18 protein-coding genes are annotated in these 17,684 nt (G+C 69.5%); 17 read left to right on the forward strand and 1 reads right to left on the reverse strand.

The features are described 5' to 3' along the window. Positions 1 to 2 precede the first annotated feature (2 nt). Positions 3 to 332, reverse strand: a complete 330-nt coding sequence (locus ACFWYW_RS26420) for a cupin domain-containing protein (RefSeq protein ID WP_379614582.1) — start codon at positions 330 to 332, stop codon at positions 3 to 5. Positions 333 to 403: 71 nt separating this feature from the next. On the opposite strand from ACFWYW_RS26420, the gene ACFWYW_RS26425 reads away from it, so the two are divergent. From ACFWYW_RS26425 to rpoB, 17 genes are all read left to right on the forward strand, one after another. Beyond that, a complete protein-coding gene (locus ACFWYW_RS26425; protein ID WP_379614580.1) occupies positions 404 to 1,339 on the forward strand; it encodes a helix-turn-helix domain-containing protein in 936 nt (311 codons plus the stop codon). A gap of 52 nt (positions 1,340 to 1,391) precedes the next feature. Beyond that, on the forward strand, positions 1,392 to 2,165 hold the full coding sequence (locus ACFWYW_RS26430; protein ID WP_379614578.1) for a maleylpyruvate isomerase family mycothiol-dependent enzyme: 774 nt from the start codon (positions 1,392 to 1,394) through the stop codon (positions 2,163 to 2,165). Between the two features lie 111 nt (positions 2,166 to 2,276). Beyond that, the gene (locus ACFWYW_RS26435) at positions 2,277 to 3,122 is read left to right on the forward strand and encodes a DUF1396 domain-containing protein (protein WP_379614576.1); all 846 of its coding nucleotides are present in this window, start codon (positions 2,277 to 2,279) and stop codon (positions 3,120 to 3,122) included. 249 nt (positions 3,123 to 3,371) lie between these two features. Then, on the forward strand, positions 3,372 to 3,896 hold the full coding sequence (rplJ, locus tag ACFWYW_RS26440) for a 50S ribosomal protein L10 (RefSeq protein WP_379614574.1): 525 nt from the start codon (positions 3,372 to 3,374) through the stop codon (positions 3,894 to 3,896). 67 nt (positions 3,897 to 3,963) lie between these two features. Next, entirely contained in the window at positions 3,964 to 4,356 is a 393-nt protein-coding gene (rplL, locus tag ACFWYW_RS26445) for a 50S ribosomal protein L7/L12 (RefSeq protein ID WP_379614572.1), read from the forward strand. Between the two features lie 290 nt (positions 4,357 to 4,646). After that, the gene (locus ACFWYW_RS26450) at positions 4,647 to 4,916 is read left to right on the forward strand and encodes a hypothetical protein (RefSeq protein ID WP_379614570.1); all 270 of its coding nucleotides are present in this window, start codon (positions 4,647 to 4,649) and stop codon (positions 4,914 to 4,916) included. Between the two features lie 115 nt (positions 4,917 to 5,031). After that, positions 5,032 to 6,033 (forward strand): ABC transporter ATP-binding protein, encoded by a 1,002-nt coding sequence (locus tag ACFWYW_RS26455; protein ID WP_379614568.1) that lies wholly within the window; start codon positions 5,032 to 5,034, stop codon positions 6,031 to 6,033. A 74-nt stretch (positions 6,034 to 6,107) separates the two neighbouring features. Further along, positions 6,108 to 6,836 carry an MlaE family ABC transporter permease gene (locus ACFWYW_RS26460; RefSeq protein ID WP_379614566.1) on the forward strand — a complete coding sequence of 243 codons (729 nt, stop codon included), beginning with the start codon at positions 6,108 to 6,110 and terminating at the stop codon, positions 6,834 to 6,836. After that, positions 6,836 to 7,615: an ABC transporter permease gene (locus ACFWYW_RS26465; protein ID WP_379614563.1), complete on the forward strand. Its 780-nt coding sequence runs from the start codon at positions 6,836 to 6,838 to the stop codon at positions 7,613 to 7,615. Before ACFWYW_RS26460 ends, ACFWYW_RS26465 begins: the two co-directional genes overlap by 1 nt. Then, positions 7,612 to 8,670, forward strand: coding sequence for an MCE family protein (locus ACFWYW_RS26470; RefSeq protein WP_379614561.1), 1,059 nt, complete (start codon positions 7,612 to 7,614; stop codon positions 8,668 to 8,670). Before ACFWYW_RS26465 ends, ACFWYW_RS26470 begins: the two co-directional genes overlap by 4 nt. Further along, a complete protein-coding gene (locus ACFWYW_RS26475) occupies positions 8,667 to 9,659 on the forward strand; it encodes an MlaD family protein (RefSeq protein WP_379614559.1) in 993 nt (330 codons plus the stop codon). The genes ACFWYW_RS26470 and ACFWYW_RS26475 overlap by 4 nt, the downstream gene beginning before the upstream one ends. Further along, on the forward strand, positions 9,650 to 10,639 hold the full coding sequence (locus ACFWYW_RS26480) for an MCE family protein (protein WP_379614557.1): 990 nt from the start codon (positions 9,650 to 9,652) through the stop codon (positions 10,637 to 10,639). The genes ACFWYW_RS26475 and ACFWYW_RS26480 overlap by 10 nt, the downstream gene beginning before the upstream one ends. Then, positions 10,636 to 11,616, forward strand: a complete 981-nt coding sequence (locus ACFWYW_RS26485) for an MCE family protein (RefSeq protein WP_379614555.1) — start codon at positions 10,636 to 10,638, stop codon at positions 11,614 to 11,616. The genes ACFWYW_RS26480 and ACFWYW_RS26485 overlap by 4 nt, the downstream gene beginning before the upstream one ends. Beyond that, positions 11,613 to 12,782, forward strand: a complete 1,170-nt coding sequence (locus tag ACFWYW_RS26490) for an MCE family protein (RefSeq protein WP_379614553.1) — start codon at positions 11,613 to 11,615, stop codon at positions 12,780 to 12,782. Before ACFWYW_RS26485 ends, ACFWYW_RS26490 begins: the two co-directional genes overlap by 4 nt. Then, a complete protein-coding gene (locus tag ACFWYW_RS26495; RefSeq protein ID WP_379614551.1) occupies positions 12,779 to 13,282 on the forward strand; it encodes a hypothetical protein in 504 nt (167 codons plus the stop codon). Before ACFWYW_RS26490 ends, ACFWYW_RS26495 begins: the two co-directional genes overlap by 4 nt. Then, the gene (locus ACFWYW_RS26500) at positions 13,279 to 13,776 is read left to right on the forward strand and encodes a hypothetical protein (RefSeq protein WP_379614549.1); all 498 of its coding nucleotides are present in this window, start codon (positions 13,279 to 13,281) and stop codon (positions 13,774 to 13,776) included. Before ACFWYW_RS26495 ends, ACFWYW_RS26500 begins: the two co-directional genes overlap by 4 nt. 436 nt (positions 13,777 to 14,212) lie before the next feature. After that, positions 14,213 to 17,680, forward strand: a complete 3,468-nt coding sequence (gene rpoB, locus ACFWYW_RS26505; protein WP_379614547.1) for a DNA-directed RNA polymerase subunit beta — start codon at positions 14,213 to 14,215, stop codon at positions 17,678 to 17,680. Positions 17,681 to 17,684: the final 4 nt, after the last annotated feature.

Raw genomic sequence — 17,684 nt, forward strand, 5'->3', positions numbered from 1 at the left:
GGTCAGTCTGTGGGGGTGGTGTGGGGGAGGCTGAAGACGAGGATGCGGGTGCCGGTTCGGGTGCCGGGCTGGTGGACGGAGCCGGGGTGGTAGTGGAGGAAGGATCCGGCGGGGAAGGTGTGGCCGTTGTCGAGGAGTTCGCCCTCGGCCACGTAGATGAGTTCGTCGGTGACGTGGTGGTCGGGTTCCGGCCAGGTGGTGCCGGGGGCGAAGTCGAAGGCGCGGGCGGCCAGGGCGCCGCCGGGCAGGCCGCGGCGGACGATGCCGGGGGCGATGTCGCTGGTCTCCACGGTGTCGATGGCCACGTGGGTGAGCTTCGGGATTTCTGGCATGGGGCCCATCGTGGCGGGCGGCGTACCAGGGGAAAAGTGGCTGGAATGTCATCTCTGGGTATATTGCTGCCATGATCAGAGTGGTCGCGCTGGTACATCCTCCGCAGGCGCCGTTCGAGCTGGCGTGTGTCACGGAGGTGTTCGGGCTGCGGCGGCCGGGGATGCCCGCGCGCTATGACTTCGGCATCTGCGCCCTCGAACCCGGGCAGGTGCCCACGCTCGGCGGCTACACGATCGGAGTCGGCGACGGGCTGGAGGCGCTGGAGAGCGCGGACACCGTGGTGATTCCGGGCTGGCAGGCGGACGACGTTCCCGGGGAGATCATTGACGCGGTACGGCGGGCGCATCGCCGTGGGGCGCGGATCGTGTCCATCTGTTCGGCGGCGTTTCTGGTGGCCGAGGCCGGGCTGCTGAGTGGGCGGCGGGCCACCACGCATTGGCGGCGGACGGAGGAACTGGCGCTGCGGTATCCGGATGTGACGGTGGATCCTGACGTTCTCTATGTCGATCACGGCGATGTGGCGACGTCGGCGGGGACCGCCGCTGGACTGGATCTTTGCCTGCACATCGTCAGGAACGACCACGGCGCCGCCTACGCCACGGAGATCGCCCAGCACATGGTGATGCCGCCGCGCAGGGAGGGCGGGCAGGCGCAGTTCGTGCGGCCGGCGCCGGCGCGCGAACGTGACGGGTCGCTGGGTGCGGTGCTCGACTGGGCGGCGGGGCGGCTCGACCAGCCCCTCACGGTCGGGGATCTGGCGCGGCGGGCCCGCCTGTCGCCGCGTACGTTCGCGCGTCGCTTCGCCGCCGATCTGGGGGTCAGCCCTGGTCAGTGGCTGCTCGCCCAGCGGGTGGACGCCGCACGTGAGCTGCTGGAGCGCACGCCGTTGCCCGTCGAGACGATCGCCGCCAGGGTCGGGCTGTCGTCGGCGGTGAACCTGCGGCGCCACTTCCACGCCCGCCTCGGCACCACCCCGGCCGCGTACCGGCGGACTTTCGGCGGGTAGAAGGCGGGTAGGAGACGACGGGAGCGTGGACACGCGTGCCAGAGTGGAGGGCATGGACTACGTCGCTCATTTTCATCGCGAGGTCCAGGCGTTCGAGGCCGCGTGCCGGCGGGTGGCGGGGCGGGAGGCGCCGCCGGTTCCGTCGTGTGCGGGGTGGACGATGTCCGACCTGGTGATGCACCTGTCGGGCGTGCACCGGGTGGTGACGGCGGTCATCGAGGAACGGCTCGCGCAGCCGCCGGATCCCAGCGGGCTGGCGCACCTGCTGCCCGCCGATACCGAGGGGTGGCCGCTGTCGGGGCGGGCGCCGAGCCTCGGGGTGTTGCCGGTCGGCTTGGTCGACTGGTTCGCGGAGGGCGCGGCCGTACTGGGAAACGTGTTCGCCAGGACCGGCCCGGACGAGCGGGTGTGGACGTGGTCGGCGGAGCAGACGGCCGGGTTCTGGTCGCGGATGCAGACGATCGAGGCGGCCATCCACCGGTGGGACGCGGAGAACGCCCTCGGCGAGCCGGGGGACATGGACGCCGAGATGGCCGCGGACGCCGTGGCGCAGACGTTCGAGGTCATGGTCCCGGCTCGGCGGGCGTTGAAGAAGGCCCCGCCGGGGGCGGGGGAGACCTTCCGGTTCGTGTGCGACGAAGGCGCTTGGACGGTGCGGTTCGAGGGGGATGAGCTGCTTGACGCGGGTTCCCCCGACCTTGAGGTCGCGGGTACGGCTTCGCAGCTGATGTTGTTCCTGTGGCAGCGGATCCCCGCCCGACGGCTGGCCGTCTCCGGAGATCCCAAGCTGCTTGATCGCTACTTCGAGCTGGCGCCGCCCGTCTGACCGCGGGGAGATGTGGAGGTGCTGTGCAGATCTAGGGGATTCCCCCGAGGTTTCCCTGGGTTTGTGCGGGGAAGCCGCCAGATCGGTGATTAGCCACATAGGGTCGGAGGCATGGTGAAGCGTAGGTTTTCTCTCGCTGCCGCCGCGGCTGCTGCCGCACTGGTGGTGGCCGGGGTAGCAGGTTGTGGATCGACGGCGCAGCCCATCCAGGTCAACCTGGCCGCCTCGGAGGTGCTCACGCAGGCTGCGCAGAAGACCGAGCAGGTATCCAGCTACACCGTTGACGCGGTGGTCAACGCGACGGACCCCAACGGGCAGAGCGGAAAGCTCCAGGGCCGGATGCTCTACCAGGGCAAGCCGACGCTGGCGATCGATCTCACCGTTGACACGGCGGGATTCGGCGACCGCGAGCTGCCGGGCGGGGCCAGGGCGGTCCTGCAGGGCGACGTCGTCTACGTCAAGGTCGACGCCCTCAACAAGCTCGTCGGAGCCACCAAGCCGTGGATCAAGGTTTCGCTCAGCGAGGCCGACAGCCGCGGTGAGGTGCAGCAGTATCTGGCGCAGGTCCAGCAGTTCGACCTGGCGGCGGTCACGAAGATGGTCACCGCCTCGAAGGATGTCAAGCAGGTCGGCACCGAGAGCGTGAACGGCGTCGACACGACCCACTTCAGCGGCACGTTCCCGGTCGAGGCGGCGGTGCAACTGCTGCCGGCCGACGAGCAGCAGCGCGCCAAGGAGAACATGGCCGAGCTGAAGGACGTCAAGTTCGACATCTGGGTCGACGGCCAGGGCCTTCCGGCGAAGCTCCAGCTCAACGGTGAGAAGCAGGGCGGCAAGCTCGACGCCACCCTGTTCTTCAAGGGCTTCAACGAGCCCGTCAACATCCAGACTCCGCCCGCGGACCAGGTCGGCGAAATGCCGTCGAACGTCCCGCAGCCGAGCCCGTCGAACTCGTAGCGGCAACCCACAAGAGAACATCGATTTGGAAACTCGGCGACCAGCCCGTAGTCTGGTCGTTGCCGAAGACCGCCGGTTGTCACCTTGGCCAGTCCTGGTGACCGAAGGATCCGCTTCTTGCGGACGGCCCGCGCAGGTGTGATACGAGTTTCCCCACACGATGAGTGTGTGTGAAGCCCCGTGCGCCCTGCGCCCGGGGCTGTTCTCATTTCTGGGCCTTCTCCGGCGGAACATCCTGGAAGGAGGCCCATGGCGAGGCCGGATAAGGCGAGCGCGGTCGCCGAGCTCAAGAACGAGTTCGTTGGAAGCAGCGCAGCCGTTCTGACCGAGTACCGCGGTCTCACCGTCGCTCAGCTCAAGGAGCTGCGCGTTGCACTCGGTGGGAATGCGAAGTTCGCCGTGGCGAAGAACACCCTCACCAAGATCGCTGCCAACGAGGCCGGTCTGACGGGCCTCGACGGCCTGCTCAGCGGCCCGACCGCGATCGCCTTCGTCAGCGGCGACGTCGTCGAGGCTGCCAAGGGTCTGCGTGACTTCGCCAAGGCCAATCCCCTCCTGGTGATCAAGGGCGGTGTCCTCGACGGCAAGACGCTGGACGCCACGGAGATCACCAAGCTCGCCGACCTGGAGTCGCGCGAGGTTCTCCTCGCGAAGCTGGCCGGTGCGATGAAGGCGAAGCAGTCCGCTGCTGCCGCCATGTTCGCCGCGCTGCCCACCAACATGGCTCAGCTGGCCGAAGCCCTGCGCGCCAAGCGCGCGGAGGCCGGCGAGTAGCTGGGGGTTGCCGCACTTAACCGCGGTCCCGATCCACCTTTAAAGCACATCCCATACGGAGGAAAACATGGCGAAGCTCAGCACCGACGAGCTGCTCGGCGCGTTCAAGGAGATGACCCTTCTCGAGCTCTCCGAGTTCGTGAAGGTCTTCGAGGAGACGTTCGACGTCAAGGCTGCCGCCCCGGTCGCCGTCGCCGCCGCTGCCGCCCCGGCCGCCGGTGGTGGCGAGGCCGCCGCTGAGGAGCAGGACGAGTTCGACGTCATCCTCGAGGCCGCCGGCGACAAGAAGATCCAGGTCATCAAGGAGATCCGCGCGCTGACCTCCCTCGGCCTCAAGGAGGCCAAGGACCTGGTCGACGGCGCTCCGAAGTCCGTCTTCGAGAGCAAGGTCAACAAGGAGCAGGCGGAGAAGGCCAAGGCTGCCCTCGAGGGCGCCGGCGCCAGCGTCACCGTGAAGTAACTTTCACGCTTCCGAAAGAGGCGGCCACACCCAGGTGCCGGGTGTGCCGCCTCTTTTGCTTTTCACGCTGTCTCAACCCGCTTTTCGGTGCGTTCCGGGTTGCGGCTGTTTCGACCCCGCCCTTCCGTGCGTTTCGGGTTGCGGCTGTTTCAACCCCGCCCTTCCGTTACGGCTCCCGCCACCCCACCCGCCCCGCCGCCCTCAGCGGGCCTCCGTCGAGCGATGGTCGTGAGGGCTCACGGGGTCCTCGCCGCGACAACTCCGCTCTTGGCCACGTTCAGGCGATTCTCATGGCCGTCTCAGGCGGGGTGCCCAGCGTCGCGTACTACACGGTGGCGCCCGCGATCGCGGCGCTGGGCGGGACCGGCGGCGTACGCGATAGACACCGCGGCCCGCTGCACCTGGGTGGCCGCCACCGTGGGCTCCAACAACGCGGCCGGATACCAGCCGGGTTCAACGGCACCGACCCGGCCGTCGGGATCGCCGCCTGGGTCGAGCGGACCTACGACTCCGCGACGGTGGCCGGTACGACGGTGTTCGACCTGACCAGACCCCGATAACCGGCCAGTAACAAGTTATTAGAATCTGTTCCAATTCCGCGGAACACGGCTAACGTGATGGGAACTTGAAAGTAAAGTGTGCGTCACGTTACCCCATGCTCGCGGAAGGTGACCGGTGGGCGTCGAAGTCGTGGTCGAGGGGCTGACCAAATCGTTCGGTCGGCAGGTCATCTGGCAGGACGTCTCGCTGACGCTGCCCGCGGGCGAGATCTCGGTGCTGCTCGGCCCTTCCGGCACCGGCAAGTCCGTCTTCCTCAAGACGCTCGTCGGCCTGCTGCGTCCCGACCGCGGCCACATCTGGATCGACGGCTACGACCTGGCCAACTGCAGCGAGGACAAGCTCTACGAGCTGCGCCGGCTGTTCGGCGTGCTCTTCCAGGACGGCGCGCTGTTCGGCTCGCTGAGCCTGTTCGACAACATCGCCTTCCCGCTGCGCGAGCACACCAAGAAGAGCGAGACCCAGATCCGCCAGATCGTCATGGAGAAGATGGAACTCGTCGGCCTGCTCGGCGCGGAGTCCAAGCTGCCCGGGGAGATCTCCGGCGGCATGCGCAAGCGCGCGGGCCTGGCCAGGGCGCTGGTGCTCGATCCGGAGATCATCCTCGTCGACGAGCCGGACTCGGGGCTCGACCCGGTGCGCACCGCGTACCTCAACCAGCTCTTCGTCGATCTCAACACCGACTTCGAGGCCACGTTCCTCATCGTCACCCACGACATCAACACCGCCCGTACCGTGCCTGACGACATCGGGCTGCTGTTCCGCCGGGAGCTGGTGATGTTCGGGCCGCGCGAGATGCTGCTGTCGAGCGACGAGCCGGTCGTGCGCCAGTTCCTCAACGCGCGCCGCCACGGCCCGATCGGCATGTCGGAGGAGAAGGACGTCTCCGAACTGGAGGCCGAGGCCCAGATGGGCCACGACCCCGGCTCGTTGCCGCCGATCCCGCCGCAGCTCATGCCCACGGGCAACCGGGTGCGCCGCAGCCAGCAGCCGCCCGGCGCCTGGCTGGCCGCCCACGGGGTGATCCCGCCGCAGGGCTCGTTCGTCGACGACCGCGGGCGTAACTGGCTGGAGGAGTACCCTCGGCTGGTCAGCGCCCATCTCAACGGCGTCAGGTAACCCCCGCGCATGGACGGACCGGCCTTTTTCGCGGCCCAGAACGACTACTCTCCGCACTCGAAAGGACGCGACACGTGATCAGGGCGAGCGGCGCGTTCGTGGCGCTCACGCTCGACACCCTGCGTGCCGTGCCCAAGCGGCCCTTCCACTGGCGGGAGTTCCTGCAGCAGGCCTGGTTCATCGTCAGCGTCAGCGCCCTGCCCACGGCGCTGGTGTCCATCCCGTTCGGCGCCGTGCTCGCCCTTCAGGCGGGCAACCTGATCCGCCAGTTCGGCGCCCAGTCGTTCACCGGCGCCACCGCCGTGCTCGGCATCGTGCGCGAGGCCGGCCCGGTCGTGACCGCGCTGATGATCTCGGGCGCGGCGGGCAGCGCCATCTGCGCCGACCTGGGCGCGCGCAGGATCCGCGAGGAGATCGACGCGCTTGAGGTGCTCGGCATCGACCCTCTCCACCGCCTCGTGGTGCCCAGAGTGGCGGCGTGCGCGGTCGTCGCGCCCCTGCTCAACGGCCTGGTGACCACGGTCGGCCTGATCGCCAGTTATCTGTTCAACGTGATCGCCCAGGGCGGCTCGCCCGGCTCGTACCTGCAGTCGTTCAACGCGCTGGCGGAGCTGTCGGACCTGTGGATCTCCGAGGTCAAGGCGCTCGTCTTCGGCGCCACGGCCGGGATGATCGCCTGCTTCAAGGGGCTGAGCGCGGCCGGCGGGCCCAAGGGCGTCGGCGACGCCGTCAACCAGACGGTGGTCTTCGCGGCCATGGTCCTGTTCGCCGAGAACTTCCTCATCAGCGCGGCGGTGTGGTGATGTCACTCAACAGGCAGGGCGAGTTCTACACCAAGGCCTTCCTCCAACTGCCCCGCGCGCTCCGCTACCGCGCCGAGATCCTGCGGCTGCTGTCGGAGGTGAGCCTCGGCACCGGTGGCCTGGCCGTCATCGGCGGCACGATGGCGATCGTCGCGTTCATGACCTTCTTCGCCGGCACCGAGGTCGGCCTGCAGGGCTACACCGCACTCGACCAGATCGGCACCTCGGCCTTCGCCGGGTTCCTCTCCAGCTACATCAACACCCGCGAGATCGCCCCCATCGTGGCCGCCATCGGCCTGTCGGCCACCGTCGGGGCCGGCTTCACGGCCCAGCTCGGCGCGATGCGGATCAGCGACGAGATCGACGCGCTCGAGGTCATGGCGATCCCCTCGGTGCCGTTCCTGGTGGGCACCCGGCTGATCGCCGGGTTCGCCGCCATGCTGCCCCTGTACGTCCTCGGCCTGCTCGCCTCCTACGTCGCCACCCGCCTGATCACCACCGTCCTCTACAGCCAGTCGACCGGCACCTACGACCACTACTTCGACCTCTTCCTCGTGCCCTACGACGTGCTCTGGTCGCTGGGCAAGGTGGTGCTGTTCGCCGTGCTGGTGATCCTCGTGCACTGCTACTACGGCTTCCACGCCTCCGGCGGCCCCGCGGGCGTCGGCGTCGCGGTCGGGCGGGCGGTGCGCGCGGTGCTGGTCGCGGTGAACGTGGCCAACGTCCTGCTCGGCCTGGCCATCTGGGGCACCACGACCACGGTACGGCTGGCCGGATGAGACACGGCGCCGCCCTGCTGGCCCTGATCGCCGCCTTCACGGCGGTGACCGCCGCGGCGTACTTCAAGGTGTTCTCCGGCGCGACGATCGTGACCCTGTCGGCCCCCAGAGCCGGTCTCCAGCTAGGCCCACGCGCCGACGTCAAGGTACGCGGCGTCATCGTCGGCGAGGTCACCGCCCTGAAGGCGACCACCGGAGGCGCGGAGCTCACCCTCGCCCTCGACCACCCCGTCGACCGCGCCGCCACGGCCAGGTTCCTGCCGAAGACCGTCTTCGGCGAGAAGTACGTGGACCTCGTCCCGCCCGCGACCCCGACCTCCGAGCTGCGCGACGGCGACCGCCTGATCGCCCCGGCCGCCGCCGTCGAGGTGGCGCAGGTGCTCGACCGGCTGCTGCCGCTGCTGCGGAGCATCCACCCGGAACGGCTGGCCACCACCCTGACCGCCCTCGCCACCGCCCTGGAAGGCAGAGGCGCCGGAACCGGTGCCACCCTGGACAGGGCCGAGGACTACCTCACCCGGCTCACCCCCCACCTTCCGGCGATCCGCCGCGACCTCTCCGCCCTCGCCGACGTCACCGGCCTGTACGGCCAGGCCGCCCCCGACCTCCTGCGCACGCTGGCCAACTCCGCCGCGCTGAGCAGGACGCTCACCGGCAGAGAGGCCGAGATCGACCGGCTCGCCCGCGTGGTCACCAGGAGCGCGGGCAAGGCCGACGCTCTGCTGACGGTCAACGAGACCGGTCTGGTGGGGCTCCAGCACGTGTCCAGGCCCGCCCTCGACCTCGCCGCCCGCTACGCGCCGACGGTGCCGTGCGTGTTCCAGGGCCTTGACCGCCTGCGGCCGCTGCTGGACGAGGCGTTCGGTGACGGGCGGGTGAAGGCGGTGCTGGAGCTGGTCAGGCCGGCGCCGCCGTACAGGGAAGGGACCGACGCGCCCGCTTACCGCGACACCAGGGGCCCGCGCTGCTACGGCCTGCCCCGCCCGAAGGTGCCCTTCCCCGGGGTGCGGTTCGCCGACGGCGCCGAGGATCTGGCGGGGCTGATGCTGCGATGACCACGCTGAAGGCGGCGATCAAGCTCGGGCTGTTCGGACTGGCGACGACCCTGTGCGTGGCCATGCTGGCGATCACGATCTCCGGGACGCAGTTCGCCGCGGCGAGCGTCTACCGCGCGGTGTTCACCGACGCCACCGGGCTGCGGCCGGGCGACGACGTGCGGGCCGCCGGCGTACGCGTGGGCCGCGTGGAGGAGATCGCGCTGGCCGGGACGCGCGCCGAGGTCTCCTTCACCGTCCTCGAACGCACCCGGCTGCCCCGCGGCGTCATCGCCGCGATCCGCTGGCGCAACCTGGTGGGCGACCGCTACCTCGCGCTGTCCACCGGCCGCGGCGGACCCGGCGCGCTGCGGCCGGGCGAGCTGATCACCGACACCCGCCCGGCGCTCGACGTCACCGCGCTGTTCAACGGCTTCCGCCCGCTGCTCAAGGCCATCCGCCCGGAAGACGTCAACAAGCTGAGCTGGCAGATCGTCCAGGTGCTCCAGGGGGAGGGCGGCACCGTCGACAGCCTCCTCGGCCACGTCGCCTCGCTCACCGGCACGCTCGCCGACCGCGACGCCGTCATCGGCCGGGTGATCGACAACCTCACCGCGGTGCTCGCCGAGATCGCCGGCCGCGAGAACGCCTACAGCGAACTCGTCGCAGACCTGCGGTCGCTGGTCAGCGGCCTGGCCGAGGACCGCAAGGCCATCGGCGACTCCCTCGCCGCCCTCGACCGGCTCGCCGGCGTCACCGCGGGCTTCACCGAGCGCGCCAGGCCCGACCTCAAGGCCGGAATCCGGCACGCCGACGGTTTCCTCGCCGCGCTCAACGAGGAGCGGGCGCTGATCGACAAGACCATCAAGGACGTGCCGATCCGCCTCAACCAGCTCACCCGCGCCGTCTCCTACGGCTCGTGGTTCAACTTCTACCTCTGCTCCCTGGAGGTCCGGGCGGGCGCGACCACCACGCCGAAGATCGTCAACGAGAGCCGCCGATGCCGCTGACCCCCTTCCGCCACCGCGACCCGCTCCCGCTCGGCATCGCCGGCCTGGCCGCCGTCGCGGCGCTGGTGGCCGGTGTGCTGGCCGTACCCGAGCTGAAGACCGGCACCGTGTACACGGCCGCCTTCGCCGAGTCGGCGGGGCTGCGGCCGGGCGAGGACGTCATCGTGGCCGGGGTGAAGGTCGGCGAGGTGAGCGAGGTCGAACTGGAGGGCGCGCACGTCCGCGTCGGCCTGCGCCTGGAGCGCGAGGTGCAACTGGGCTCGCGGACCCGCGCGCACATCCGGCTGGCGACGCTGCTCGGCTCCCACCACATCCAGCTCGAACCCCACGGCCCCGGCCGCCTCGACCGCGCCATCCCGGTCGAGCGGACCAGCGTGCCGTACGAGATCATGCCCGCACTCGGCGACCTCGCCGGCAGCGCAGCCCGCATCGACGCGGGCGCGCTCAAGAGCGCGCTCGACACGCTCGCCCAGACCCTGGACGGCTCCTCGGCGGAGATCCGCGCCTCCGTGCGCGGCCTCGGCCGCCTCTCGCGGACCGTCGCCTCCCGCGACGACAAACTCCACGATCTGGTACGGCACGCCGAAACCGTCACCGGCCTGGTGGCCGGCCGCAACCAGGATCTCCGCGCCCTGATCAAGGACGGCGACCTCCTGCTGCGCGAGATCTCCGCCCGCCGCGCCGTCATCCACAGCCTGTTGATGAACACGCTGGAGCTGACCGCGGAGATCGACGGACTGATCGCCGACAACCGGACCACGCTCAAGCCCGCTCTGCGCCAGTTGCGGGAGTTCGTCGGGCTGCTGCGGCGCAACGAGGAGAGCCTCGACCATTCCCTGCGGCTGCTGGCGCCCTTCACCCGGCAGTTCACCGACGCGGTCGGCAACGGACGCTGGTTCGACGCGATCGTTCAGAACCTCGTGCCGCTGCCCGCCTCCGTCAAGATGCCCGACCGCACGCTCGGAGGGCTGGCTCCGTGAAGACACCCGTCGCGATCACGGCCCTGCTGCTGGCCGCCGGCTGCGGTTTCGAGGGCGTCCAGTCGCTCCCGCTGCCCGGCGGAGCCGACCTCGGGCAGAACCCGCGCGAGGTGACGATCGAGTTCGCCGACGCCCTCGACCTCGTCCCGCACTCGCTGTGCAAGCTCAACGACGTCACCGTCGGCAAGGTCACCGCGATCGAACTGGCCGCCGGCTGGCGGGCCGAGGTCACCTGCACGGTCAGGGCCGACGCCGCGCTGCCCGCGGGGACCGGCGCCGCCATCTCCCAGACGAGCCTGCTCGGCGAGAAGTTCGTCAAGCTGGTCCCCGCCGGCACCGGCAGCCTGGGCGGCCGCATCCCGCTGAGCCGCACCACCCGGACCGCCGAGGTCGAGCAGGTGCTCGCCGCCGCCTCGCTGCTGGTCAACGGCGGCGGCCTGGAACAACTGGCCACCATCAACACCGAACTCGGCGCCATGCTCGACGGCCGCACCGGCACCGTCAGGAACCTGCTGCGCCGCCTCGACGCGTTCACCGCCGCGCTCGACGGCTCCAAGGGCGACATCGTCCGCCTCATCGGCAACCTCGACCGGCTCACCGCCACCCTGGCCGCCCAGCGCCAGACCCTGCGCGCCGTCGCCACCGACATCGGCCCCGCGGTCAAGCAACTGCGCCGCCAGCGCGCCGACCTCACCCGCATGCTCACCGCCCTGGCCCGCCTCGGCCGCACCGCCACCCGCGTCGTCACGCGTTCCCAGGACGACACCCTCGCCAACCTCGCCCACCTGCGCGCCCTGCTGGCCGACCTCGACCGCGCCCGCCACGAGATCGCCACGAACCTGGGCACCGCGCTCACCTTCCCCTTCCCCGGCTCGGCCACCGGCCTGCTGCGCGGCGACTACGGCAACGTCGACGTCACCGTGGACCTCACCCCGTCCACCACCCTGGACAACCTCCTCGGCAGGAGCCCGCGATGAGCCTGCGGATCAAGCTGGCCGCCTTCCTCGCCATCAGCCTCGCGGCCACCGCGTACACGCTGGTCCGCTACGCGCGGGTCGGCGCCGACCTGTTCGAGCCCGCCTACCGGGTCGGTGTCGAACTGGCCGAGGCCGGCGGCCTGTTCGAACACGCCGAGGTCACCTACCGCGGCGTCCAGGTCGGCCGCGTCGAGTCGCTGTCCCTCACCGCCGACGGAGTGCGCGCCGTGCTCCGCCTGCGGCCCGAGCCGCCGGTGCCCGCCACGGGGCTGCTCGCCGTCGTCGCCAACCGCTCGGGCGTGGGCGAGCAGTACCTCGACCTCCAGCCTTCGGGTACGGCGCGGCCGTACCTGAAGGAAGGCGACACGATCGCCAGGGAACGGACCGCGCTGCCGATCACCACCGCCCAGTTGCTCGGCGACGCCGAGCGGCTGCTGACGTCGGTGGACCCGCGCGACACCGAGACCGTCGTGACCGAGCTGGAACAGGCCTTCGGCGGCAACGCCGCGCACCTGCGGCGGCTGCTGGCGGCGGGCGAGGAGCTGACGGCGGCGGCCGTGGAGGTCCTGCCCGAGACGGTCACGCTGATCGAGCGAGGGGAGACGGTGCTGCGCACGCAGCGGGCCGAGGGCGGGCATCTGAAGCGGTTCGCGCGCGACCTCGCCTCGCTGACCGGTTCGCTGCGCGAGGGTTCGGCGGACCTGGAGCGCACGATCGACGCCGCAGGCCCGGCGGCGCGCTCGGCGGAGAAGCTCGTGGACGGGCTCGAACCGCACCTGCGGCCGCTGCTGGGCAACCTGATCGTCGGCGGCCGCACCGTCTCGGCCCGGGTGGCGGCGCTGCGCCAGCTGCTCATCGGCTACCCGGCGGGCGTGGCCGGGGCCTTCACCGTGGTCGGGCGCGACGGGCTGCACTTCGGGCTCAACCTCAACCTCAACGTGCCGCCGCCGTGCACGCGCGGCTACGAGGACGTACGCCGCCGCTATCCCCAGGACACCCGGGTGAAGGCGGTCGACCCGCGCGCGACCTGCACGGAGCCGGAAGGCTCGCCGACCGGTGTGCGCGGGGGCGCGGATGTGCCGCCGCCGGGCGTACCGCCGTCGATCCCGGGTCTGGAAGAGTGGCTCGCGGGTAATGATCCGGCGATCAGGAAGGAGCGGACATGACAGGCACCGCCTCTCGGTCCGCCGCTTGGCTGACGATCATCGTGCTCGGGGTGCTCGCGCTGCTGCTCGGCGGGTTCGCGCTGTGGGTCAGCGGCGAGCTCCGCGGCGAACAGGCCACCGACGACGACCGGGCCGCCGCGCTCGACGCCGCGGGCACCCACGCGGTCAACCTGCTCTCGCTCAACTACAAGACCGTCGACGCCGACCTCGGGCGCATCCTGGCGACCTCGACCGGGGCCGCGCGGGCCGAGTACACCGCCAACGCCGCCCGGCTCAAGGAGACCACGATCACCAACAAGGTCGTCCAGCACGGCGTGCTGCGCGCCCGCGGGCTGGAGTCCATGACGGGCGGCATCGCCAAGGTCCTGGTGGTGGCCGACGTCGAGATCCGCTGGGAGGGTTCCAAGAACGCCCCTCAGGAGCGCTTCTACCGCTGGTCGATGGATGTGACCAAGGTCGGCGGGGTCTGGCTGGTGTCGAAGGCGGTGCAGGTGCTGTGAAGGCCGTGGCGATCGGGGTGCTGGCGGCGCTCGTACTGGGGCTGTCGGTGGCCCTCTGGGTGATGTGGACGGATCTGCGGCACCTGCGCGACGGGCAGTCCGCGGGCGTCGAGGCCATGGCCGCCGCCAAGGCCGTGGCGCCGGACCTGCTGTCGTACAACCACCGCACGATCGAGCAGGACCTGGCGCGGGCCGGCGAGCACACCACGGGCCAGCTGACCACCCATTACAAGGAGCTGGCCACCACCCTCGTGCCCACCGCCAAGGCCCAGAAGACCGTCCAGACGACCGCGGTCGCCGGGGCGGCAGTCGAGCGCGCGGAACCCGACCGGGTAGAGGTTCTCCTGTTCGTCAACACGGGTACGGTCAAGGAGCTGCCCGGCGAGGCCGAGCCTCAGCAACAGATCACCCAGAACCGCGCCAGGTTCGTCATGATCAGGACAGCCGGCCGCTGGCTCGTCGCCGACCTGTCGACGCTGCTGGGCACCGCCTGAGGCCCCGGGCGCGGCGCGTCCTTCAATTGTTATCAAAATTCAGGTTTAGCGAGTCCTTGCCCAGGGGTATCCCAGTCACTGCTACACCGGTTGTCGGCATGGGTTCGACCCTCGGTGTGACGGAGCGTTAGCCGTCCCCGTTCGCGGGTATCGTCTTGGGCCTGACGGTAGGCGCCCGATCACGCAGGGGAGAAATCCCAGCGTCGCGGCCCCGACCCGGCGGAAAGTCGCGGTTGTGGGCTTGACGTTTGCGTCCGAACGGGCGATGCTGCGACCAACGTGGAGCATGCAGCGAGAGCGAAGTGGACAGGCGTGTGCCGTTCGGCTACACTGCCCCTTTGCGCTGCCCTTTGACGACCCGCGATGCTTGCTCACGTTGCGAGGTTGTCTGGCGTGCGTGTAGTCAGTCCGCCGCGAGCCCTCGGAAGGACATCTGTTGGCAGCCTCGCGCAACGCCTCCGCCGTACCCGCTGGTCCCAATCGCGTTTCGTTTTCGCGTATCCAGGAGCCCCTCGAAGTTCCTGATCTTCTCGCCCTGCAAACCGAGTCCTTTGACTGGCTGCTGGGCAACGAGAAGTGGAAGGCCCGGGTTGAGGCGGCTCGTCAGGCCGGGCGCAAGGACGTCCCGACCCAGTCGGGCCTCGAAGAGATCTTCGAAGAGATCAGTCCCATTGAGGACTTCTCGGGGACCATGTCCTTGTCGTTCCGCGACCACCGGTTCGAGCCGCCCAAGTACTCAGTAGACGAGTGCAAAGACAAGGACATGACCTTCTCCGCCCCGATGTTCGTCACGGCGGAGTTCATCAATAACACCACTGGTGAGATCAAGAGCCAGACGGTGTTCATGGGCGATTTCCCGCTCATGACGCCGAAGGGCACCTTCATCATCAACGGCACCGAGCGTGTCGTCGTCTCCCAGCTGGTCCGGTCCCCGGGTGTCTACTTCGGCCGCAGTGTCGACAAGACCTCGGACAAGGACCTGTTCGACTGCCGTGTCATCCCCTCGCGGGGTGCCTGGCTGGAGTTCGAGATCGACAAGCGCGACAGCGTCGGTGTGCGCATCGACCGCAAGCGCAAGCAGGCCGTCACCGTGCTTCTCAAGGCACTGGGATGGACCAACGAACAGATCCTCGAGCGCTTCGGCCAGTACGAGTCGATGCGGGCCACCCTGGAGAAGGACCACACGGCCGGCCAGGATGACGCCCTGCTCGACATCTACCGCAAGCTCCGTCCGGGCGAGCCGCCGACCAAGGAGTCGGCGCAGACCCTGCTGGAGAACCTGTACTTCAACCCCAAGCGCTACGACCTCGCCAAGGTCGGCCGCTACAAGATCAACAAGAAGCTCGGGGTCGACAGCGACATCACGCAGGGCACCCTCACCGAGGACGACATCGTCTCCACGATCGAGTACATCGTCCGCCTGCACGCGGGCGAGGAGTCGATGCCGAGCGCCCAGGGCGACCGGATCGTCGAGACCGACGACATCGACCACTTCGGCAACCGTCGTCTGCGCAGTGTCGGGGAGCTCATCCAGAACCAGGTCCGCCTGGGCCTGGCCCGGATGGAGCGCGTCGTCCGTGAGCGGATGACCACGCAGGACGTCGAGGCGATCACGCCGCAGACCCTGATCAACATCCGCCCGGTCGTGGCCTCGATCCGGGAGTTCTTCGGCACCTCGCAGCTGTCGCAGTTCATGGACCAGACCAACCCGCTGGCCGGCCTGACGCACAAGCGGCGTCTGTCCGCGCTGGGCCCCGGTGGTCTGTCCCGTGAGCGGGCCGGCTTCGAGGTCCGAGACGTGCACCCGTCCCACTACGGCCGGATGTGCCCGATCGAGACGCCCGAAGGCCCGAACATCGGTCTGATCGGCTCGCTGGCCTCCTACGGCCGGATCAACGCCTTCGGCTTCGTCGAGACGCCCTACCGCAAGGTCGTCGACGGCAAGGTGATCGAGCAGGTCGACTACCTGACCGCCGACGAGGAGGACCGCTTCGTCAAGGCGCAGGCCAACACGGTGCTCAACCCCGACGGCACCTTCGCCGAGTCGCGCGTCCTGGTCCGCACCAAGGGCGGCGAGACCGAACTCGCCCGTGCCGAGGAAGTCGACTACATCGACGTGTCGCCGCGCCAGATGGTGTCGGTCGCCACGGCGATGATCCCCTTCCTGGAGCACGACGACGCCAACCGCGCGCTCATGGGCTCCAACATGCAGAGGCAGTCCGTGCCGCTGCTGAAGAGCGAGGCGCCGCTGGTCGGAACCGGTATGGAGTACCGTGCCGCGACCGACGCCGGCGATGTCATCAGCGCCGAGAAGGCCGGTGTGGTGGAGGAGGTCTCCGCCGACTACGTCACCGTGATGAACGACGACGGCACCCGCACGACTTACCGTGTCGCCAAGTTCAAGCGTTCCAACCAGGGCACCTCGTTCAACCAGAAGCCCATCGTCGTCGAAGGCGACCGGGTCGAGGTCAACCAGGTGATCGCCGACGGTCCCTGCACCGACCAGGGCGAGATGGCCCTGGGCAAGAACCTGCTCGTGGCGTTCATGCCGTGGGAGGGCCACAACTACGAAGACGCGATCATCCTGTCGCAGCGGCTGGTGCAGGACGACGTCCTGTCCTCGATCCACATCGAGGAGCACGAGGTCGACGCCCGTGACACCAAGCTGGGCCCCGAGGAGATCACCCGGGACATCCCGAACGTCTCCGAAGAGGTCCTGGCCGACCTCGACGAGCGCGGCATCATCCGCATCGGCGCCGAGGTCGTACCCGGCGACATCCTCGTCGGCAAGGTCACGCCCAAGGGTGAGACCGAGCTGACCCCCGAGGAGCGGCTGCTGCGCGCGATCTTCGGCGAGAAGGCCCGCGAGGTGCGTGACACCTCGCTGAAGGTGCCGCACGGCGAGCAGGGCAAGGTCATCGGCGTCCGCGTGTTCTCCCGTGACGAGGGCGACGAGCTTCCTCCCGGTGTCAACGAGCTGGTCCGCGTGTACGTGGCCCAGAAGCGTAAGATCACCGACGGTGACAAGCTCGCCGGCCGCCATGGCAACAAGGGCGTCATCTCCAAGATCCTGCCCGTCGAGGACATGCCGTTCCTTGAGGACGGCACGCCGGTCGACATCATCCTCAACCCGCTGGGCGTGCCCGGCCGAATGAACATCGGGCAGGTGCTCGAGGCTCACCTCGGCTGGATCGCGGCCCGTGGCTGGGACATCTCGGGCCTGACCGAGCAGTGGGCGGAACGCCTGCGCGAGAAGGGCTTCGAGCAGGTCGCGCCGCGTACCAACGTGGCGACGCCGGTCTTCGACGGCGCCCACGAGGAGGAGATCGTCGGTCTGCTCAGCAACACCCTGCCCAACCGCGACGGCGATCGCATGGTGCAGGAGAGCGGGAAGGCGCAGCTGTTCGACGGCCGCTCCGGCGAGCCGTTCCCCTACCCGATCGCGGTGGGCTACAGCTACATCCTGAAGCTGCTGCACCTGGTGGACGACAAGATCCACGCCCGGTCCACCGGCCCGTACTCCATGATCACCCAGCAGCCGCTCGGCGGTAAGGCCCAGTTCGGCGGCCAGCGCTTCGGTGAGATGGAGGTGTGGGCGCTGGAGGCCTACGGCGCGGCGTACGCCCTGCAGGAGCTCCTGACCATCAAGTCCGACGACGTCCTCGGCCGGGTCAAGGTCTACGAGGCCATCGTCAAGGGCGAGAACATCCCCGAGCCCGGCATCCCCGAATCCTTCAAGGTCCTCATCAAGGAAATGCAGTCGCTGTGCCTGAACGTCGAGGTGCTCTCCAGCGACGGCATGTCCATCGAGATGCGCGACACCGACGAGGACGTCTTCAGGGCCGCCGAAGAGCTCGGTATCGATCTGTCCCGGCGTGAGCCGAGCAGCGTGGAAGAAGTCTGAGGGG

Source organism: Nonomuraea sp. NPDC059023, from assembly GCF_042740095.1.
Classification (GTDB): domain Bacteria; phylum Actinomycetota; class Actinomycetes; order Streptosporangiales; family Streptosporangiaceae; genus Nonomuraea.